This is a genomic window from Maridesulfovibrio ferrireducens, from assembly GCF_016342405.1.
In the GTDB taxonomy this organism is placed as follows: Bacteria; Desulfobacterota; Desulfovibrionia; order Desulfovibrionales; family Desulfovibrionaceae; genus Maridesulfovibrio; species Maridesulfovibrio ferrireducens_A.
Genome location: NZ_JAEINN010000011.1, coordinates 1 through 17192, shown reverse-complemented (window position 1 = coordinate 17192; position 17192 = coordinate 1). Strand labels below are relative to the sequence as shown.

Below are 17192 nucleotides of genomic sequence, written 5' to 3'. Positions count from 1 at the left end.
TACACGCCTTAAAAATAGCTGAACATCTTATCTAACACTGAAAAGCATGCAGCAACACCTACATTATACAATAAAACAAATTCAACAAACTTGTTGTCAAAATATTTTTGGGGAAAATATAAATAAAAATCGGACGTTGCACTTTTCAAGAAAAAAACTCAATATTCTGAATTTAACAATCTAAGAGCTTATAATCCTCTGCCAAAAAATTATTCTATATGAGAACTTTCAACAGGTCTTAGTTGGAATGTATTATTCAGGTCCAAAAGGAAGAATAAAATAAAAATTATTCCCACGCTCCCCGCTTTCATATCCTACTTTCCCCCCATGAAGCTCCACGACCTGCCTTACAAAAAACAAACCATGCCCGGAACCATATTCACTTCCTGTATTTTCACATCTGAATCCGGCTTGAAACAACTTATCACTATCTTCTAAAGAAAGAGGAGGACCGGAAGTAAACACATTCAGCTTTAAACCATCCCATCCATTCTCAAAAAATTTCTTGAGATGATCCCAACCGTATGCGGTGAACTTGTCATGACTGCCATTGTGCAAAACGACTTCACGGGTATATTTAACCGCGTTTGAAAAAAGATTCGCATAAACCTGAGAGATCAAACCGACATCGGCAACAATGCGCACTTCACGATCAGGCACGCCTCCCATGCTCATATCAATCCTGATTCCCCGCTCCTCAAAGCGTGATTTATATCGTTCCAACTGCGGCTCGATTATCTGCTTAAGAAGGTTACACGGCCTCTTCTCAACTATGTAGCGCCCTTCTTCAAAATGTCTGCGTCTAAGTAAAGTTTCAAGAAACAGACTTGTCTGCTCATAATGACTGTGAATTTCATTAAACTGAGAAACCAAACCGGCATACAACGTATTAAGTTCATTTTTTATTTCGCCGGAAGACTTGCTATTCAGCTCATCACTAAGCTTCTGAATGTTCTCAATACGGTCTCTAAGTCTATTATAAAACAATTTAAAATACATATTAGGAACAATAACGTTATGCCCTACGTCTTTAACAAGATTACGGACAAACTCGAGATGTTCCTGCCCTTTGCGACGTAAGAGCTTACTATGCAATTGAAAACCGATACGGTTAACATATTTTTCAAAGAAAAGAGACTGATGAGCAGAAAGATCACTAAAATTATAAATTTCAAAACAACCGATAACATCTCCGGCCGGCTTAAAATCAAGTTGGCCGATAAGGTCATGATTTCCGCGGATGGGAATAAAAAGATGGCCCCCTTTAAACTCTTTTTCAAGAGGCACAGAGGTACAAATCGGAGATTTCGTTTCTGTGCCGCCAACCGGAACAAACTCGTCCTTTCCAATTGCAATATAAAGCCTGCAATCAACGCCGAAAAGGACTTTAGGAACAGAAGTACATACTGTGAAAAACTCTTCAAGCTTTTCAAATTCTTGAGCTAAATCAAAAAATATCATCAAAGCACGCTTCTCTACCGTCGAAAAGCTGTAACCTTTGTAATCATCCATCTTCTCATGAACACGGCGCTGTATAATTAACAGTTCTTCCGGCCCAACCTCCGAAATCAGGTGTACACCGACACCAAGTGCATCTTTTGTCTTAATTGAATAAACATCAGCACTTTTTTTTGCATCATTCATAACTTATTCCTGCGGGTCTATAAGGAGGGACGTTAAACTACTCTGTGATACTATACGGCCCAGACAGAAAAGGAGCAAGCCGAACTACTCTTTTTTTATAGATGAAGTATCATGTTATTTACGGCAGACTGATTTTATGAGAAAGTCCGCCATCCTGATCAACATGGAATGAACATGCCTGAAATTATCCTTATTCAAATATCCGGTGAAGACAAACCCGGCCTGACCTCGTCTCTGACAGAAGTTCTGGCGGGTTACAACATTGATATCCTTGATATCGGTCAGTCTGTAATCCACAACCAGCTGGTACTCGGAGTTCTCATAAGACTGCCTCGCGAAGCAGAATCCGCTCCGGTACTCAAAGACCTTATGTTTAAAGGTTATGAGCTGGGTGTTAATGTTAAATTTAAGCCCATTGAAAGCGATAGATACAAAGAATGGGTCGACGCACAGGGCAAGCCCAGACATATCATTACTCTGGTCGGAAACAAAACGACTGGGCGTCTGATTTCAAAAGTATCTGACATTATAGCTGAAAACGGCCTTAATATAGATTTCATCCACCGGCTGTCAGGCAGAATTCCCATGAATGGAGAACCTGCTCCAAGACATGCCTGTGTTGAATTTTCCGCCCGCGGTACTCCGCTTGATCCTGACTTAATGCGTGCAAGAATCCTGACCATGGCAACAGAAGAACAAGTTGATATTGCTTTGCAGGAAGACAACGCCTTCCGCCGCAACAGAAGACTTGTCGCTTTTGATATGGACTCGACTCTTATTCAGGCTGAAGTTATCGACGAATTGGCAAAAGCCGCCGGCTCCGGAGAGGTTGTCAGCCGCATTACCGAAGCAGCTATGCGCGGTGAAATAGATTTTCAAGAAAGCCTGCGCCAGAGACTGGCAACACTTAAAGGACTGGACGAAGCAGTGATGGAGGATATCGCTAAAACCCTGCCTATCACAGAAGGAGCCGAGCGCCTTATCTCAAACCTAAAAAAATTTGGGTACAAAACAGCTATTATTTCCGGAGGATTCACCTATTTCGGGAAAAAACTCCAAAAACATCTGGGTGTTGATTATATATACGCAAACGAGCTTGAAATTATCGACGGCAAGCTGACCGGTAATGTCATCGGTGACATTGTAGACGGTCCCAAAAAAGCCGAACTGCTAACTGAAATTGCAAAAAAAGAAAAAATCAGTCTTCAGCAGGTAATTGCTGTGGGAGATGGAGCAAACGATCTGCCCATGCTCTCAATTGCGGGCCTCGGCATTGCTTTCCATGCCAAACCGAAAGTCAGGCAGGATGCGCGCCAATCCATTTCACACTTCGGACTTGATTCAATTCTGTATTTAGTAGGCCTTCGCGATCGTGAAACGGATTAATCTCTGTTCAAAAAATATATTTTGTAATCAACAGAATCTTAATAAAAAAAGCCTCTCAAATAATTTTAAGAGGCTTTTTTTTAGCTGTCTTTTCTATCCGCTTTCAACTGTCCGCATGCGGCTTTAATATCCTGCCCCATTGATCTACGAATGGTTGCGGTAATTTCTTTATCCCATAAATATTTTTCAAAGGCCAAAACCTGTGCCGGGTCCGGAGCTTTGTAGACAGGCTTATCACCCGGATTGTAGGCGATAAGATTCACTTTGCACTTACGATGTCCTAAAAGACGCACAAGCTGCTTGGCATGCCCAATCGAGTCATTAACTCCGCCGAGAAGAAGATACTCATACGTCACCCGTTCACGGGGTTTAAGCGGATATCTATCCATTGCCGAAAGCAATTCGTGTATATCTGTTTGCGCCGCTTTAGGCATAATCTTTGCGCGCAATTCCTGAGTCGGAGCGTGCAGGGATATTGCGGGAAGAGTCAAACCGGATTCACCAAGAATTTCAAGCGGCTTTATAAATCCCACCGAAGAAACCGTTATACGACGAGGCACAAAACTAAGCCCGTCCGGATTATTCAAAGTTTTTAGCGACTTGATAAGTACATCGAGATTCAGCAAAGGCTCGCCCATCCCCATGAAAACTAAGTTTTTAAGCGGGTTGAGATTCTTTTTCTGTAAATACGCCCTGCCGACTAAAACCTGACCGAGAATTTCGGACATGGTCATATTACGCTCAAAGCCCATAAGTCCGGTATTACAGAAGGTGCAGCCCATAGCACAGCCAACCTGTGTTGAAAGACACTGAGTGTAACGACCTTCCATAGGAATTAGAACGGTTTCAACCAATGCTCCGTCAGTAAGACGCAGCAAAATTTTAATTGTTCCGTCCTTACTTGTCTGGACAGTGTCAACTTCGGGATGCTGCAATACAGCTTTACTTTTTAAATTTTCACGAAGTCCCTTGGCAATATTAGTCATGTCGTCAAAGCTGCCTACGCCTTTCTGCCACAGCCATTGCCAAATCTGTTTAACTCTGAATTTAGGCCCTTTGAGCTCTACCGAAATAAATGCTTCCAGCTCTTCGTAATCAAGACTCAGTATATCAATCATAATGTAATATCTTATTATTTAAAATTATTGTTTAGGAATAAACCTGACTATCCAAACCTGTTCATTCACCCACTTAACAGAAAGCATATTCATTTCCTCTACGACTAACATATCTTTAATCATTGGAGGAAGTGCCTCAAAAAACTTATAAAACTGAATATAATCATAAGAACTTAACAGCATAACGGCGCTGTCAAATTTTGTTTCTTTAAAATACTTATAAGCAGGATATTTTTCAGCATCCGGATGCTCTTTTTTAAAGAGATCCGCAGCCTTCTCTGGTGTTGCAATTGCTTGCAACATTTCAGCGGGAGGAACACTTGAGCCGAGCGAGTACATGCAACCTGAGCCGTTATCAAGCTTTTTCAAGAAGTAAACAACATCAGGAAAAGTCTTGATGAAAAAGGGCCTGTGCAGAATAAGTGTATTCCCTTTTGTTATTTCTTTAAGCCCGTCAGTCAAAGCCTGTCCCATGATAGGCAGAGGCTTGTTCTCGCTGATAGAGACATACGACGGCAACGTTCTATAATAAAAAGGCATAATGGCAACGATAGCCAACGCACCGCCTATTATATGCAAAGCCGGACGTTCAGTCTGCTTAATACTGACCACAAGCAGAATCAGAAAAAAACATCCGAAAGCGAGGAAAAACGGAATCATGGTATCCATGTACTGTTCAACCGGAACGCCGTCTGCGAGGTTGACTGAAACATTCATCGCCTTGAAAGATCGATACGAGAGCATCGCCCCCATGGAACAAAGCCATATAAAACCCATTTCGAAAAGCGTTCTATATGATTTATCCCGTTTGGCATTCACCAGCCAGTCACAAACAAGAATGGAAAGTATCGGAAGAACCGGCAGCATGTAACGATTAGACTTGAGTTTGAACAGCAGGGTGAAAGTTAAAAGATATACAAGAAAAACACAGACCATAAAAACATATCTTTCGTCATACTTTTCTTTAATAGATTTCCAAATTCCAAACACTGCCCCGAAAACATACCCGCCCCAAGGGAAGAAAATTACGGTCAGAGTATCAAAATAAGGATCAAGCCGTCCCAGCTTATCAACCAACTTTGAACTTGAAGTTGAAGTGTTGTGGAAAAACTGCCCGACCAACCCTTGTGAATAGTCAAAGCCGCTGCTCATCCATGCTGCATACAGCCAAAGTCCGAAAGGTATACATCCGGCCAGAAACCAGATCAGTAAAATTTTGCGATCATTCCACTTGGCAGTAATAATCCCGCCTAAATTAATGGACGATAAAAAGGAAGCGGGTTGTCCAGCTTCGTGCTTCGCGCGGACATTATGTCTGATGCCGACAGCCAGAACATATCCAGCCAGCGGGAGAAATGCGAACGGTCCTTTTGCAAGAACACCCAAAGCTGTAATAACTGCTCCGCCGATAGAAACCACTTTACGCTTATCTCCAAGATATCTAAGTAGATAGCAGTAAGTAGCCCACGTAACACAACAGGCGAACACAACGTCCACCTTCATCATTACTGACATAAATTTAAAAAGCACCGAGCTTTGGATCATTACGGCCGCAAGCAGTCCTGTTGCCGCACCGAACAACCTTCTACCCGTAAAAGCAGTACCTACGACTATGAGCATTGAACAAATAACTGTCGGCATTCTTAAAAAGAAAAGAGTATTGCCGCTGAAACCGTTTAACGAAGCCAGCCAGGCAAAAGGATACATCACCCAATAGGTAAGCGGCGGCTTCTCCATTCTGGGCATACCGTCGAACATAGGGGCAAGGAAATTGCCCTGCGAAAACATTTCATAAACAGCGCGAGCGTATTTAGGTTCATCAATATCATAAAAATAGTTAAGACATACCCCGTAAAAAGAAACCGCAAAGGAAAACAGCAGTAGTAAACCTAAAAGAATTTTCCAGTTTTTTTGACAGAAATCATCAGAACCGTGCTTTGAATCATAATTCATATATATATGTTCCTAAAAAAATTTAGTCTTAAAAAAAGAGATCCCCCCGCGGGGCTTAAGCTCTATCAAATTTTCCAAGTCAAGTCGAAAAGCACGGCACTGGATTAAATAAGCATCATAGGTTAGTTAAGAACTTAGACCTTATCCTATATTAAAAGAGGCTGACATGCGTTTTCAATCTATATTACGGTTGTTTTGCTTTATTACCATGTTATTAGCATTCAATGCGATTGCGGCTACAGCCTCGCCTACCATTGCAATCGACGATTTTAAAGATAAATCAGGTCAACCGGCATCAGAATTTAAAGAATTCCTCATTAAAGCCCTTACGGATGCGGGTTTCTCATGCAGCAACAGTTCCGATGTCAAAAACGACGTCCGCTACACTCTTGCTGGAATTGTTAAAAAAAACAAGAAAGGAACTTCATACTCTGCACTGCTGACTGACCGTTTTTCTCTTGAACCGGAAGTTTTCTTCAATGGAAAACAAATCGGAGGCACAAATACCGCTCCTGCCGCATCTAAACTTTCTAAATCTGTCGAAAAACTGCTTTCGAACCAGATAATAACCTCCGTTGAAATTTTCGGAGATTCAAGACTCACACCGAATGCAATAATGGCCTTAGCGCAAATACGCCCCGGTGAAACCGCTTCTCCTGAAAAACTTATAGCTGGAAGAATCATTCTTGAAAATTGTGGATTATTCGAAAATGCACAACTCTATATCACTCCCGGACCAGAAGGACGTAAGCTCAAAATCACAGTAAAAGAAGGAGTTATGGTTATAGCAAACAGCATGCCCGGTCCCGGAAAAGCTGTTCTTGATAATATTCTTGGCCCGCCTGTAAACGATTTACCAAAATTTCCAGAACTTCCCGAAGCTCTGGCACAAAAAATCTGCAGTACCAGCTCCATCGGCTTTATTGCTCACGAAGCAGAAAAAGCCCTCGCTAAATTTGAGCTGAGTGACTCAAAATATACACCTGAAGACCTTGAATATTTAATCTGTGTTGCTTCTGCCATTCGAAATAAAATTTATTCTTATAACCGCTCATGCAATAACATGTGCATCATTCTCTTGAAGCTTTGCTCAGTTCTTGATTCAAAAACAGTTAGGAACATAACTACGCAACTGCAAAGGGAGTTACCCTTAACGACTTCAGAATCCAACACAATGGAAAAAACCCTTGAGCGTATAGAATTTATAAATCAATCCTATAGTGCTGCGGCAGAAACACAAACAAGTCTCGCCTCCCGATTATATACTGAAAGCCCTCATGCTCCGACTATCCCGTGGGTTTTGTTTTCTCTTGGCGAACAAGCGTTGAAGGCGGAAGATATTAAAAGATCTGCCCCGCTGCTTAAAGCAGCCATATCTGTTTCCTCCCTTCCTGTTTCACCGGAAATGCTTATTCTCACAGCGCAGACTCAGTACAGTAACCTCGATCGCAGTTCAGGAGACACAGCGTCAGCACTGCTTCGTCCATTGCTTGCAGAACCTAATCTGAACCTGTTTATTCAAAAACAAATTAAAATGATGCCCCATTGGGCCGCATTATGTGAAACAGTCATAGCCATTACCGATGATGACGACTTCAGACTGCAACTAAAAAAAGGGGATGCTTTAATTCTTCTGGACAGACCGGATCTGGCTGAACCTCTGTTTCATCGTCTTCACGAAGAACGCCCTGACGATGCAAGGCCTTTCACCGGATTCGGAAGACTTGCTTTCCAAAGAACAGGCAACCTTTATTCAGCACGCCCTTATATTGAAAGGGGTTCTAAACTGAAGCAACGTGACCGTTTCTTCTACGAATTAGCTCTTGCCTACACGCTGAAAAGAATCGCCGGAGAGGCTCTACCTACCATTCGCATCAAAGGCAGACATTCGGAAGAAGCCGCCGCCACCAGATTTCTATTACCCAAAGCCACCCTTTATGCCGAGGGTTATGAACAATTCAACAAGGCTCAGGCTCTACTTATAAAATCCGGGATAACTGTTCTTGACGAATGGCTTTCTTATACAACAATGGAAAACGATGCGGCATGTGAAAACATGTTTATGCAGACAGATCTTTTAAAAAATGAGCTTCCTGATTCTGAAGAAATACTTTCAGCTAACTATTTCTTTTCAACCTTTTCAACAGACAGAGATTCAATCAGAAAAATGCTGATACTCCCTCTCGTCAACAGTATCGGGTTGAAACCAAGAATTGCACAACTCAACCTGCTTATAAGAGAAATGGCAATATCGCCGACTAAAGAGCTTGCTGAAGCAACTGAAGCAGCGGTTGTGTCCATTGCTACCGATGCAGAAAATAGAAGCAGAGTTGTCGCTCTTCAAGCCGATGCTCTGGCAATAGTCGGTCTATATATGAACTCAGAAGAAAATCTTATCAGAGCAAAATCTCTTTATGATCTGGCTATAGACCTAAGCAACAGTCCCGAAAAAGGAAGATTGTTAAATAATCAAGCTTGCGTATATCTGACTCTCGGTAAAAAAAGTGAGGCTGATGACCTCTATGATGAAGCTATGGACAATTCTCCTGACTTTCCAGAGGCTGTGACTCTAGGAAAGACAGTTTCATCCTTTCCACAAAAAGAACTTGAAACGGAACTTTTAGCCTATATTGAAAAAGTAGAGACTATGGAACTGAAACAGGCGGCGCAAGAGATACTCGGGACAAAGCCCGAAAAAACTGATGAGAACTCAGTAGTAAATATTTCCAGTCAATCAGGTTCACTGCATGTTCTGCTTAAAGAAACATCCGTAACAGATTCAGATTATGACAATCTTGAAGGGCTACAATTGAACTTTTCATATGGAAGCAACCCATGGCTGCTTCCCGCAAAAACGAAAGAAAAACAGCAATAGCCTTGTTAAAATAAATTAATCTTCAGACTCCAGAGTGTAATTCATCTCTTCGGCCATCAACTTAAGAGGCTCAACCCTTCCGGTAATTATCATAATTTCCATCAGAGTCTCGGCTCCAAGTTTTGCCTTCGGATCGTCAGGATTCACCTCACGCAGCAAGGTCTTAGGACTTTTGCCCACTTTTTCAGCAAGAACTTCTAAAGGAACCGGTCCGTTTATTACAAGCTCCTGTATTGCTCTTTCAATCCTTTCAGACATTGCGTTAACCCTCTTTCTATCTTGGTTATTAACCCACCAAACTACTTATTTATATCTCAAAAATTTTAAACATTCAACAGGACAAAACCATGTCTGACTATGCTTGTATTTGTACATACATTCTAGTGTTATTTTTTTCGGAAATGAGATACTTATTCGAAAGGCAAAATTGTCACTAAATTGTAACAATTGATATTTACATACCAATTGCAGCAAACATCACTGATTATAAGGGCTCAGAGCTTTAGCCGTGTTTTTTTCAGAACTTGACCTAACCACTTTAACGTGATTGTTACTGCTCTGTAACAAGACACGTGAATGATGCGGGATCTTAAAGAAGCACACAGGTTTGGAGGGAGCGTTGCCCAAGAAATCTTTACATATGAAAATCCTACTCTGGGGCTGGGCAGTAATGCTCTGCGCCCTGTTGCTTACTTTCTGGTTTTATTACGGAACAGTGGCTGAAGAACTTGCCAATTCAAGCGGCCAGAACACTTCTCGATTGCTCAATTCTGTAAGAAGACAAATCAGCAAAAGCGAAACATCCCCGGGTACATCCTCATTCCAAAAAGAAGTAACGGAACTGGGGCATGATCTTGGAATCAGAATTACATATATTAAAGACGGCAAAGTTTTAGCTGACTCCGAAGTTCAAGAAAAAAGACTCTCCAAACTCGATGACCATTCCAATCGTCCCGAAGTTATTGCTGCTGAAGCAAGCGGTTCAGGCGAAAACATAAGATACAGCACCACGCTCGATACCCGCATGCTTTATGTCGCAAAAACCATGAGCAAAGAGGGTGAATTTCTGCGTTTGGCGTTACCCTACTCCGTAATCGGCGAGCGTTTGGATCGCGTAAAATGGAACTTTGCTCTCGTCCTGCTGCTGATCGCCATCGGATCAGCACTGCTTCTCATATATATAGGTAGACGGACTGCCGCAGCTGTAACTGAAATTTCCGCAACAGCACGGGCTATCGGCGAAGGGGACTACAGCAAGCGTATCCGAATTATCCCCGGCGGTGAATATCAACTGCTGGCGGATTCGATCAATACAATGGCCCGTAAAATCCAAGGCCACATAGAAATAATCGAAGACCAGAAAAACAAGCTTGATGCCATGTTTGACAACATGAAGGAAGGCATCATGGTTCTTGACACGGACGGTAAAATTGAATCTGTAAACCGCTCCATGATCGAAATTGTTCCAGAGACAAAAAACAGCAAAGGGCGCATGCCTCTTGAAGTCCTCACCCGTCATGAAATACAGGACTCCGTCGACGCCATCATCAACAATCTAAACAACGTCAAATCCGACTCAATAATTTTAGACTTTCCTGACGGCCGTTCAATGAACGTCACGATATGTTCCTTCAATGACTCCAATAGTCGCCGCAAATTAATTCTTGTTTTCCATGACATCAGTGAAGTCCGCCGGATTGAAATGGTACTTAGAGACTTTGTATCCAATGCTTCGCACCAGCTTCGCACTCCGCTTACAAGCATCAAAGGATATACTGAAACCATTATAGACAATCCACCGCAGGACAATCACACTCTTTCAAAATTTTTGAACATAATTCTCGACAATGCCAACCACATGTCAAAAGTAATTACAGGCATGTTTGCACTTGCCCGCAGCGAATACTCCGGCAAAAAGCTTCGTTCAGAACCGACGAGTCTGAATGAAACTATTACTCACAGCATTAACAATCTGACAAAACAAGCTGCCGCAAAAAAAATTCAGATAACAACAGGACATATTGCTGAGAATCCCGTTGTAGGAACAGATGAAGGATTAATTCAGATTTTTGAAAATCTGCTGGAAAATGCTATCAAATATGCTCCGGAAAACAGCTCTATCAAAATAGAAACAGAACTGGAGCGAGACTCGATAACTACAAAAGTTATTGATGAAGGCCCAGGAATTACTCCTTCCGATGCTGAAAGAATTTTCGAACGTTTCTTTAAATTGGATGAAAATGCTGTCGAAAACGGCAGCTCAGGATTGGGACTTGCTATCTGTCGCAGTCTTGTTCGAAACTTCAATGGTGACATATGGGTTGAAAGCCCTGCTGATACAACTACCGGAACCGGCTCCTCATTTTGTGTGAAGCTCCCGGTAGCAAACGGCTAATCACGCCGACAAAACTTTATAAGTTTTCAATAAGAGGTTTATCTTTAATGGATATTTATGATGTGTTTTTCTACCTGTCCCTGTTCGCAGGGTTCATGATGGCCTTTAACCTAGGTGCAAACGACGTGGCGAACTCCATGGCGTCTGCGGTTGGGGCAAAAGCTATCAGCATTAAACAGGCGGTCCTCATTGCAGGAACTCTAAACTTTGCCGGAGCCGTATTCCTAGGTTCGCAAGTTACTGCAACGGTTAGTAAAGGAATCATCAACGCAGACGTAATAGCAGACCCTAAAATAGTTATGGTAGGCATGTTTTCTGCGTTATTAGCTGCGGGTTTATGGGTCTTAATATCGACACTTACAGCCCTGCCGGTATCTTCGACCCACTCCATTGTGGGTAGTATTCTGGGGTTTGGACTTGTTGCAGGCGGACCGGATGTAGTAAATTGGATGAAAATGGTCGGGATCGTTATGTCTTGGATTATTTCACCTTTTTTCGCTGCAACCATCGCTTATCTTATATTCACTCATATTCGAAAAACAATTCTTTTTCAAAAAGACTTTATTCATCAAGCCAAAAAATGGGCTCCAATATGGATGGGATTAACGGTTCTGCTTATCGCTCTTTCCTTTTTATATAAAACACCGGTCGGCAAGAGTTTAAACCTTCCATTCTTCGGCTCGCTTGCACTTGCTTTTGCTATTGCCGGAGTTGTTTGGCTTGGCGGAAAACTGGCTGTTAATAAACTGGTAGGAGATCCTGAGCAGGGAGCTGAAGCTGTCGAAGAAACATTCAGAAAACTCCAGATCGGAACATCCTGTTATGTGGCACTGTCTCAGGGCGCGAATGATGTTGCCAACGCAATCGGCCCAGTGGCTGCAATCTATCTCATATCAAAACAACATGTACTCCTCGCCAAAGCAGATGTTCCCCTCGGATTGCTGGTCATGGGTGGAGTAGGTATAGCGATAGGTATTGCTCTTCTCGGTTACAAAGTAATGGGAACAGTCGGCACAAAAATCACTGTACTTACAAATACTCGAGGATTCGCAGTTGATTTTGGTGCAGCAACAACAGTTCTGATTGCTTCAAACATGGGTCTTCCTGTATCATCTACCCATGCGGCTGTAGGTTCAGTTGTCGGAGTAGGTCTGGCGAGAGGTTTTTCTGCGGTTAATTTTCAAATTCTTGGTAAAATTGTCCTTTATTGGGTACTAACTGTACCTATCGCAGCACTTACAAGCATTATCATATTCACAGTACTCAAGTGGATTTGTTTATAATATTAAATTTAAGGAGGCCAATATGCGTTTTCGTCTGCCCTTTCTAGCTCTTATAGTTTCTAAAAATCCTATGGAAGGATTAACAAAGCATTACAATAAAATTGCTGAATGCATTCAAATAATTAATGACTCAGTTGAATGCTATGTAACAGGGGATTCAACCTGCAAAGATTTCGGAGATCTTATTGCTCAGATCGACAAGGTAGAAAGTGAAGCCGACAAGATCAAAAGATCTATTCGTAATCACCTGCCGCACAGTATGTTCATGTCTGTTGATAAGACTCTGTTCTTTAACTACACACGCAGTCAGGACAACATCCTCGACTACGCACAGGAAGCTCTTCACTGGCTCGGCATGCGTAAGGTCAGTATCCCTGAAATCTATCAGAAAGATTTAATTATCCTTCTTTCAGAAGTTAACGATACCACTATGCGTCTCGGTCCGGCACTCAAGGCAACCATCGAACTCAACGACGGGACTTCCCTTGATCGTGCAAATACCAAAAGAAAGATCAGAAAAGTCCGCAGGCATTATGCCAAAGCGGTTGAACTGAGAAAGGCTCTAACCGACAAGATCTATAAATCTGATATGGATTTTAAAGACATCTACCAGCTTATGCACTTTGTAGACTGCCTAAGCGAAATGGCTCACGAAGCTGAAGGATGTGCAGATATCCTTCGCGCTATGCTAGCCCGATAGATTCTCATTATATATCATGCAATAAGGCCCCTGAAAACTATGTTTTCAGGGGCCTTATTGCTAAGAAATAACTTTCCCAGCTCGTCCAGAAAGCAACGGGACGATCTATGAATCTTCCCTTTCTTTTAAAGCCATCCGTTTAATTTTACCGCTTGAAGTTTTGGGCAATTCATCGCAGAATTCGATGCTTTTAATTACAACTATGGGTCCAAGCTCGCGGTGAATATGATCTACAAGTTCTTTATGTAACTCATCAGATTCCATAGCGTCATAAATAAGGGTTACAAAAGCCTTTGCTACTTCTCCCTTGATTTTATCCGGCACCCCGATAACAACGGCTTCGGCAACATCAGGATGACTCGTCAGAGCGCTTTCTACTTCTGCTGAACCTACGCGATGCCCTGAAATATTAAGCACGTCATCCGCGCGGCCCTGAATCCAGAAATAGCCATCCTCATCTTTGCGAGCCACATCTCCGGCATAGAACATCCCCGGAATAATTCCCCAGTAATGATCCACCAGTGCGCGGTCATCATTTAAAACAGCACTGAACATGGCAGGCCATGGCTTTTTGATTACAAGAAATCCACCTTTACCGGCAGGAACAGAATTACCTTCCAAGTCCACAACATCCGCGTCAATTCCCGGAAGAGCCCGTGTTACGGAACCGGGTTTAAGCACTGACACAGGCATAGGGCTGATCATAATCATACCTGTTTCGGTCTGCCACCATGTATCAAGAACGGGACACTGACTTTTCCCAATATTTTCGTAAAACCAAATCCATGCTTCAGGATTGAAAGGCTCCCCGACCGCCCCGAGAATGCGCAGAGTGGAAAGGTCGTGCTGATCCGGATAACGATGCCCGAATCGCATTAAAGTACGAATCTGAGTAGGAGAAGTGTAAAAAATTGAAACACCGTACTTAGAAATAATATTCCAAAGCCTGTCGGCCTGTGGATAAAGGGCATGCCCTTCATACATTACAGTGGTAGTGCCCGCTAAAAGCGGCCCGTAAACCAGATAACTATGACCAGTTATCCAGCCCGGATCAGCAGAACACCAAAAAATATCTGTCGGCTTAAGGTCAAAGACCCATTTGAACGTTCTATGCACACCGACCATGTAGCCACCGTGAGAATGAATGATTCCCTTTGGCTTCCCCGCTGTCCCCGAGGTATGCAGAATAAAGAGCGGATCATTGGAGTCCATTATTTCAGAGGAGGCATGAGCCCGCTCGTGTCGGACAATATCTTCATACCAATAATCTCTGGCTGAATCCATATCCACTTCAACGTTCGCCCTATGAACAACCACCACTGACTCAAGCTTTTCCGCCGGACTATCAAGAAGTGCGTGATCAACGGCTTCTTTCAGCCTGATAACCTGCCCGTTACGGTAAAAACCATCAACAGTGACCACAACGCGTGGCTGAATTTCTCTAATCCGCTCACGAAGATGTTTTGCGGAAAAGCCGGAAAAAACAAGTGAATGCACCGCTCCGATTCTAGCACAGGCAAGCATTGAAATAACTGTTTCAGGGAGCTGAGGCATATAGAGAACAACTCGGTCCCCTTTACTTACGCCAAGTGCACGCAACCCGTTGGCGAATCTGTTTACCGCGCGGTAGAGTTCATAATATGTAAACTGGCGGGAATCGCCCGGCTCACCTTCCCATATAAGGGCAAGGCGGTTTTTATTAACGGTCTCGATATGACGATCAAGCGCATTGTAAACGATGTTACATCTGGCCCCTGTGAACCATTTATAATCAGGTGCTTTTGAGTCGTCGAGCACCTGATCCCACTTAGTGAACCAGTCCAGTTCTTCGGCAGCTTCTTCCCAAAAGGCACACAGGTCAGAATCCGCACGATCACGAGCAGCCCGTAAATCCTGTGGATTTATACCGGCCTCGATTATCATCTGCGGCAAGGGTCTGAAAACCCGCTCTTCGTGCAGGAGGCTATCCAGAACTTCAGGATGACTCATACCACACTCCCTTTGTTGATGCGCCCAAGCAAACCTCAATTGAAAATATCTTTTTAAAAACGACAGTCATTCTTCCAGCTTCATTAATACACATACCGGTAGATCTTTGCATATCATATTCGACAAACGGCGGAGGAAATTCGATGAACGGCATCACTACATCCCCAATATTTGTTTCAGCTTACCGATTCGTCTTCTACTGATGGGCAGCTCGATACGAGTACGCCCTGCCGTACGCAACATAAAATTGCTACCGGGAAGAGAAGCTATTTCCGTCACCATCTCAAGATTTACCAGATATTTGCGATGAACTCTAAAAAAACGGTGAGGCTCAAGACGCTCTTCAAGTGTCTTAAGCCTGTGTGAAGTCAGAAATTTTTGAGTTGCGGTATGTACATAGGAATAATCTTCGTAAGCTTCTACAAAGATTATCTGAGTATACGGGATAAGAATCATGCGCCCGTCCTGATTAACGGGAAGCTTTTCAATTTCCGGCTGACGGGTCTGAGAATAATCCCATGCATGCTTTAGAGCGGCCAGGAATCGGTCCTGCTCTTCCTCTTCAAGAGGGAGCTGTAAAGTTTCTTCGCCTGTTTCAACGCCGGAACCGGACTCTTTCCAGTCCGAAGGTTCAGGAACCTCGCGGAAATGACTTTTAAATCTGGAAATACGCTCGACAGTCTTAGCCATTCTTTCTTCATCAGGCGGCCAGATGAGATAATCAACAGCTCCAAGCTCAAAAGCCTGATAAGCTTTGGTCTCATCTTCAGCTATAAAAATAAGGCCCGGTTTATTCTTGCTGGCCCCCATAGCCTGCGCCAGTTCTATTCCGCTGATCCCTTCAGGAAAATCAAGGGCAACAAAAATAATACCGTAACCAACTTCTTTATGCAGCTCGAGAGCTTCGTCAGCGAGTACCGTTTCACCGAGAACACGCACAACTTTCACACCGCGCAGGCTCTGCCGGATAACCGAGCGGACCTCTGCGTCCGGGTGGAGAATTAAAGTCTTGAGGCTGGGCAAAACTTCTCCTTAATAACAAATTAATCTAATTATTAAAGGGATAGCTCTAATTGTTGATGACTGCAAGAGATCTGTTAATCTTCATAATGGTTAATTTATAATATCAAGCTAAAGTACGTTCATTCATATTAATGCAATATTTTTGTGTTTCCTCCATTAAAACAAGCTAATAATCTCAAAAGCTATTGACACTAACAAGAATTATTACTATCAGTATTGACAGAGGTCATTATGAAAATAGGACAAAGAAGATCAAAACAACGAGAACTGATTCTTGAAGAATTAAAGGGTGTCACATGCCATCCGACAGCCGATGAACTATATGAGCTGGTTAGAAAAAGGATTGCCAACATCAGTCTGGGTACTGTTTACAGAAATCTGGAGTTGATGGCTTCAAACGGAGTAATCCTAAAAATCGAATCCGGCGGAAAAAACAGGTTCGACGGGAATGCTATGCCGCATCCTCACATGAGATGTACTGAGTGCGGCAAAGTCGACGACATCACTTTTGATGTGAATGTCCCGATCCCGGACCAACTTGAAGCTAAAGGGTATAAAATTACCGGATGTACAATTGAATACTATGGATTATGCCCGGAATGCAAAAACAGTTGTTAGAAGTAACAACTTAAAGCCGACTCTATTTATACGATAGCGAGATTGCTGTCAGGTAATAACTTATAAAAAAAAACTGACAGCAATTTTATTAGCTGATACTTTTAATAGTAGTGTAGCTTAATAACACCGAATGATCCTGCCACACTTTTCTGGACAGTTAGTTAAGCCACAAAAATATTTTCCTGACAGTTGATTTCAAATTCATCAG

13 protein-coding genes are annotated in these 17192 nt (G+C 42.7%); 6 read left to right on the top strand and 7 right to left on the bottom strand.

The window, feature by feature from the left end; translation table 11 throughout:
• Window positions 1-252 precede the first annotated feature (252 nt).
• Window positions 253-1644 carry a sensor histidine kinase KdpD gene (locus JEY82_RS12390; protein WP_304085871.1) on the bottom strand — a complete coding sequence of 464 codons (1392 nt, stop codon included), beginning with the start codon at window positions 1642-1644 and terminating at the stop codon, window positions 253-255.
• 174 nt (window positions 1645-1818) lie between these two features.
• Between JEY82_RS12390 and serB the strand changes: the two genes are divergently transcribed.
• The gene (serB, locus tag JEY82_RS12385) at window positions 1819-3030 is read left to right on the top strand and encodes a phosphoserine phosphatase SerB (protein WP_304085869.1); all 1212 of its coding nucleotides are present in this window, start codon (window positions 1819-1821) and stop codon (window positions 3028-3030) included.
• A gap of 80 nt (window positions 3031-3110) precedes the next feature.
• On the opposite strand, the gene rlmN is transcribed toward serB, so the two are convergent.
• Both rlmN and JEY82_RS12375 read right to left on the bottom strand, forming a co-directional pair.
• Window positions 3111-4148, bottom strand: coding sequence for a 23S rRNA (adenine(2503)-C(2))-methyltransferase RlmN (rlmN, locus tag JEY82_RS12380; RefSeq protein ID WP_304085867.1), 1038 nt, complete (start codon window positions 4146-4148; stop codon window positions 3111-3113).
• Window positions 4149-4172: 24 nt separating this feature from the next.
• A complete protein-coding gene (locus JEY82_RS12375; RefSeq protein ID WP_304085865.1) occupies window positions 4173-6101 on the bottom strand; it encodes a glycosyltransferase family 39 protein in 1929 nt (642 codons plus the stop codon).
• 166 nt (window positions 6102-6267) lie between these two features.
• Between JEY82_RS12375 and JEY82_RS12370 the strand changes: the two genes are divergently transcribed.
• Window positions 6268-8976 carry a cyclic nucleotide-binding protein gene (locus JEY82_RS12370; protein ID WP_304085863.1) on the top strand — a complete coding sequence of 903 codons (2709 nt, stop codon included), beginning with the start codon at window positions 6268-6270 and terminating at the stop codon, window positions 8974-8976.
• 15 nt (window positions 8977-8991) lie between these two features.
• On the opposite strand, the gene JEY82_RS12365 is transcribed toward JEY82_RS12370, so the two are convergent.
• A complete protein-coding gene (locus JEY82_RS12365; RefSeq protein ID WP_092157759.1) occupies window positions 8992-9234 on the bottom strand; it encodes a phage regulatory CII family protein in 243 nt (80 codons plus the stop codon).
• A 361-nt stretch (window positions 9235-9595) separates the two neighbouring features.
• Between JEY82_RS12365 and JEY82_RS12360 the strand changes: the two genes are divergently transcribed.
• The 3 genes from JEY82_RS12360 to JEY82_RS12350 are packed head-to-tail and all read left to right on the top strand — an operon-like array spanning window position 9596 to window position 13354.
• Window positions 9596-11371, top strand: coding sequence for an ATP-binding protein (locus tag JEY82_RS12360; protein WP_304085860.1), 1776 nt, complete (start codon window positions 9596-9598; stop codon window positions 11369-11371).
• Window positions 11372-11418: 47 nt separating this feature from the next.
• Window positions 11419-12654 (top strand): inorganic phosphate transporter, encoded by a 1236-nt coding sequence (locus tag JEY82_RS12355; protein WP_304085859.1) that lies wholly within the window; start codon window positions 11419-11421, stop codon window positions 12652-12654.
• Window positions 12655-12676: 22 nt separating this feature from the next.
• Window positions 12677-13354 (top strand): DUF47 domain-containing protein, encoded by a 678-nt coding sequence (locus JEY82_RS12350; protein ID WP_092157763.1) that lies wholly within the window; start codon window positions 12677-12679, stop codon window positions 13352-13354.
• 105 nt (window positions 13355-13459) lie between these two features.
• Here the strand turns inward: JEY82_RS12350 and acs are convergent, their stop codons facing one another.
• The 3 genes from acs to JEY82_RS12335 are packed head-to-tail and all read right to left on the bottom strand — an operon-like array spanning window position 13460 to window position 16366.
• Window positions 13460-15343 carry an acetate--CoA ligase gene (gene acs, locus JEY82_RS12345; protein ID WP_304085856.1) on the bottom strand — a complete coding sequence of 628 codons (1884 nt, stop codon included), beginning with the start codon at window positions 15341-15343 and terminating at the stop codon, window positions 13460-13462.
• Entirely contained in the window at window positions 15330-15497 is a 168-nt protein-coding gene (locus tag JEY82_RS12340) for a hypothetical protein (protein ID WP_304085854.1), read from the bottom strand. The genes acs and JEY82_RS12340 overlap by 14 nt, the downstream gene beginning before the upstream one ends.
• Window positions 15498-15499: 2 nt before the next feature.
• Complete coding sequence (locus tag JEY82_RS12335; RefSeq protein WP_092157767.1) at window positions 15500-16366, bottom strand: LytTR family DNA-binding domain-containing protein; 867 nt, start codon at window positions 16364-16366, stop codon at window positions 15500-15502.
• Between the two features lie 231 nt (window positions 16367-16597).
• On the opposite strand from JEY82_RS12335, the gene JEY82_RS12330 reads away from it, so the two are divergent.
• Window positions 16598-16984, top strand: coding sequence for a Fur family transcriptional regulator (locus JEY82_RS12330; RefSeq protein WP_304085852.1), 387 nt, complete (start codon window positions 16598-16600; stop codon window positions 16982-16984).
• Window positions 16985-17192 lie beyond the last annotated feature (208 nt).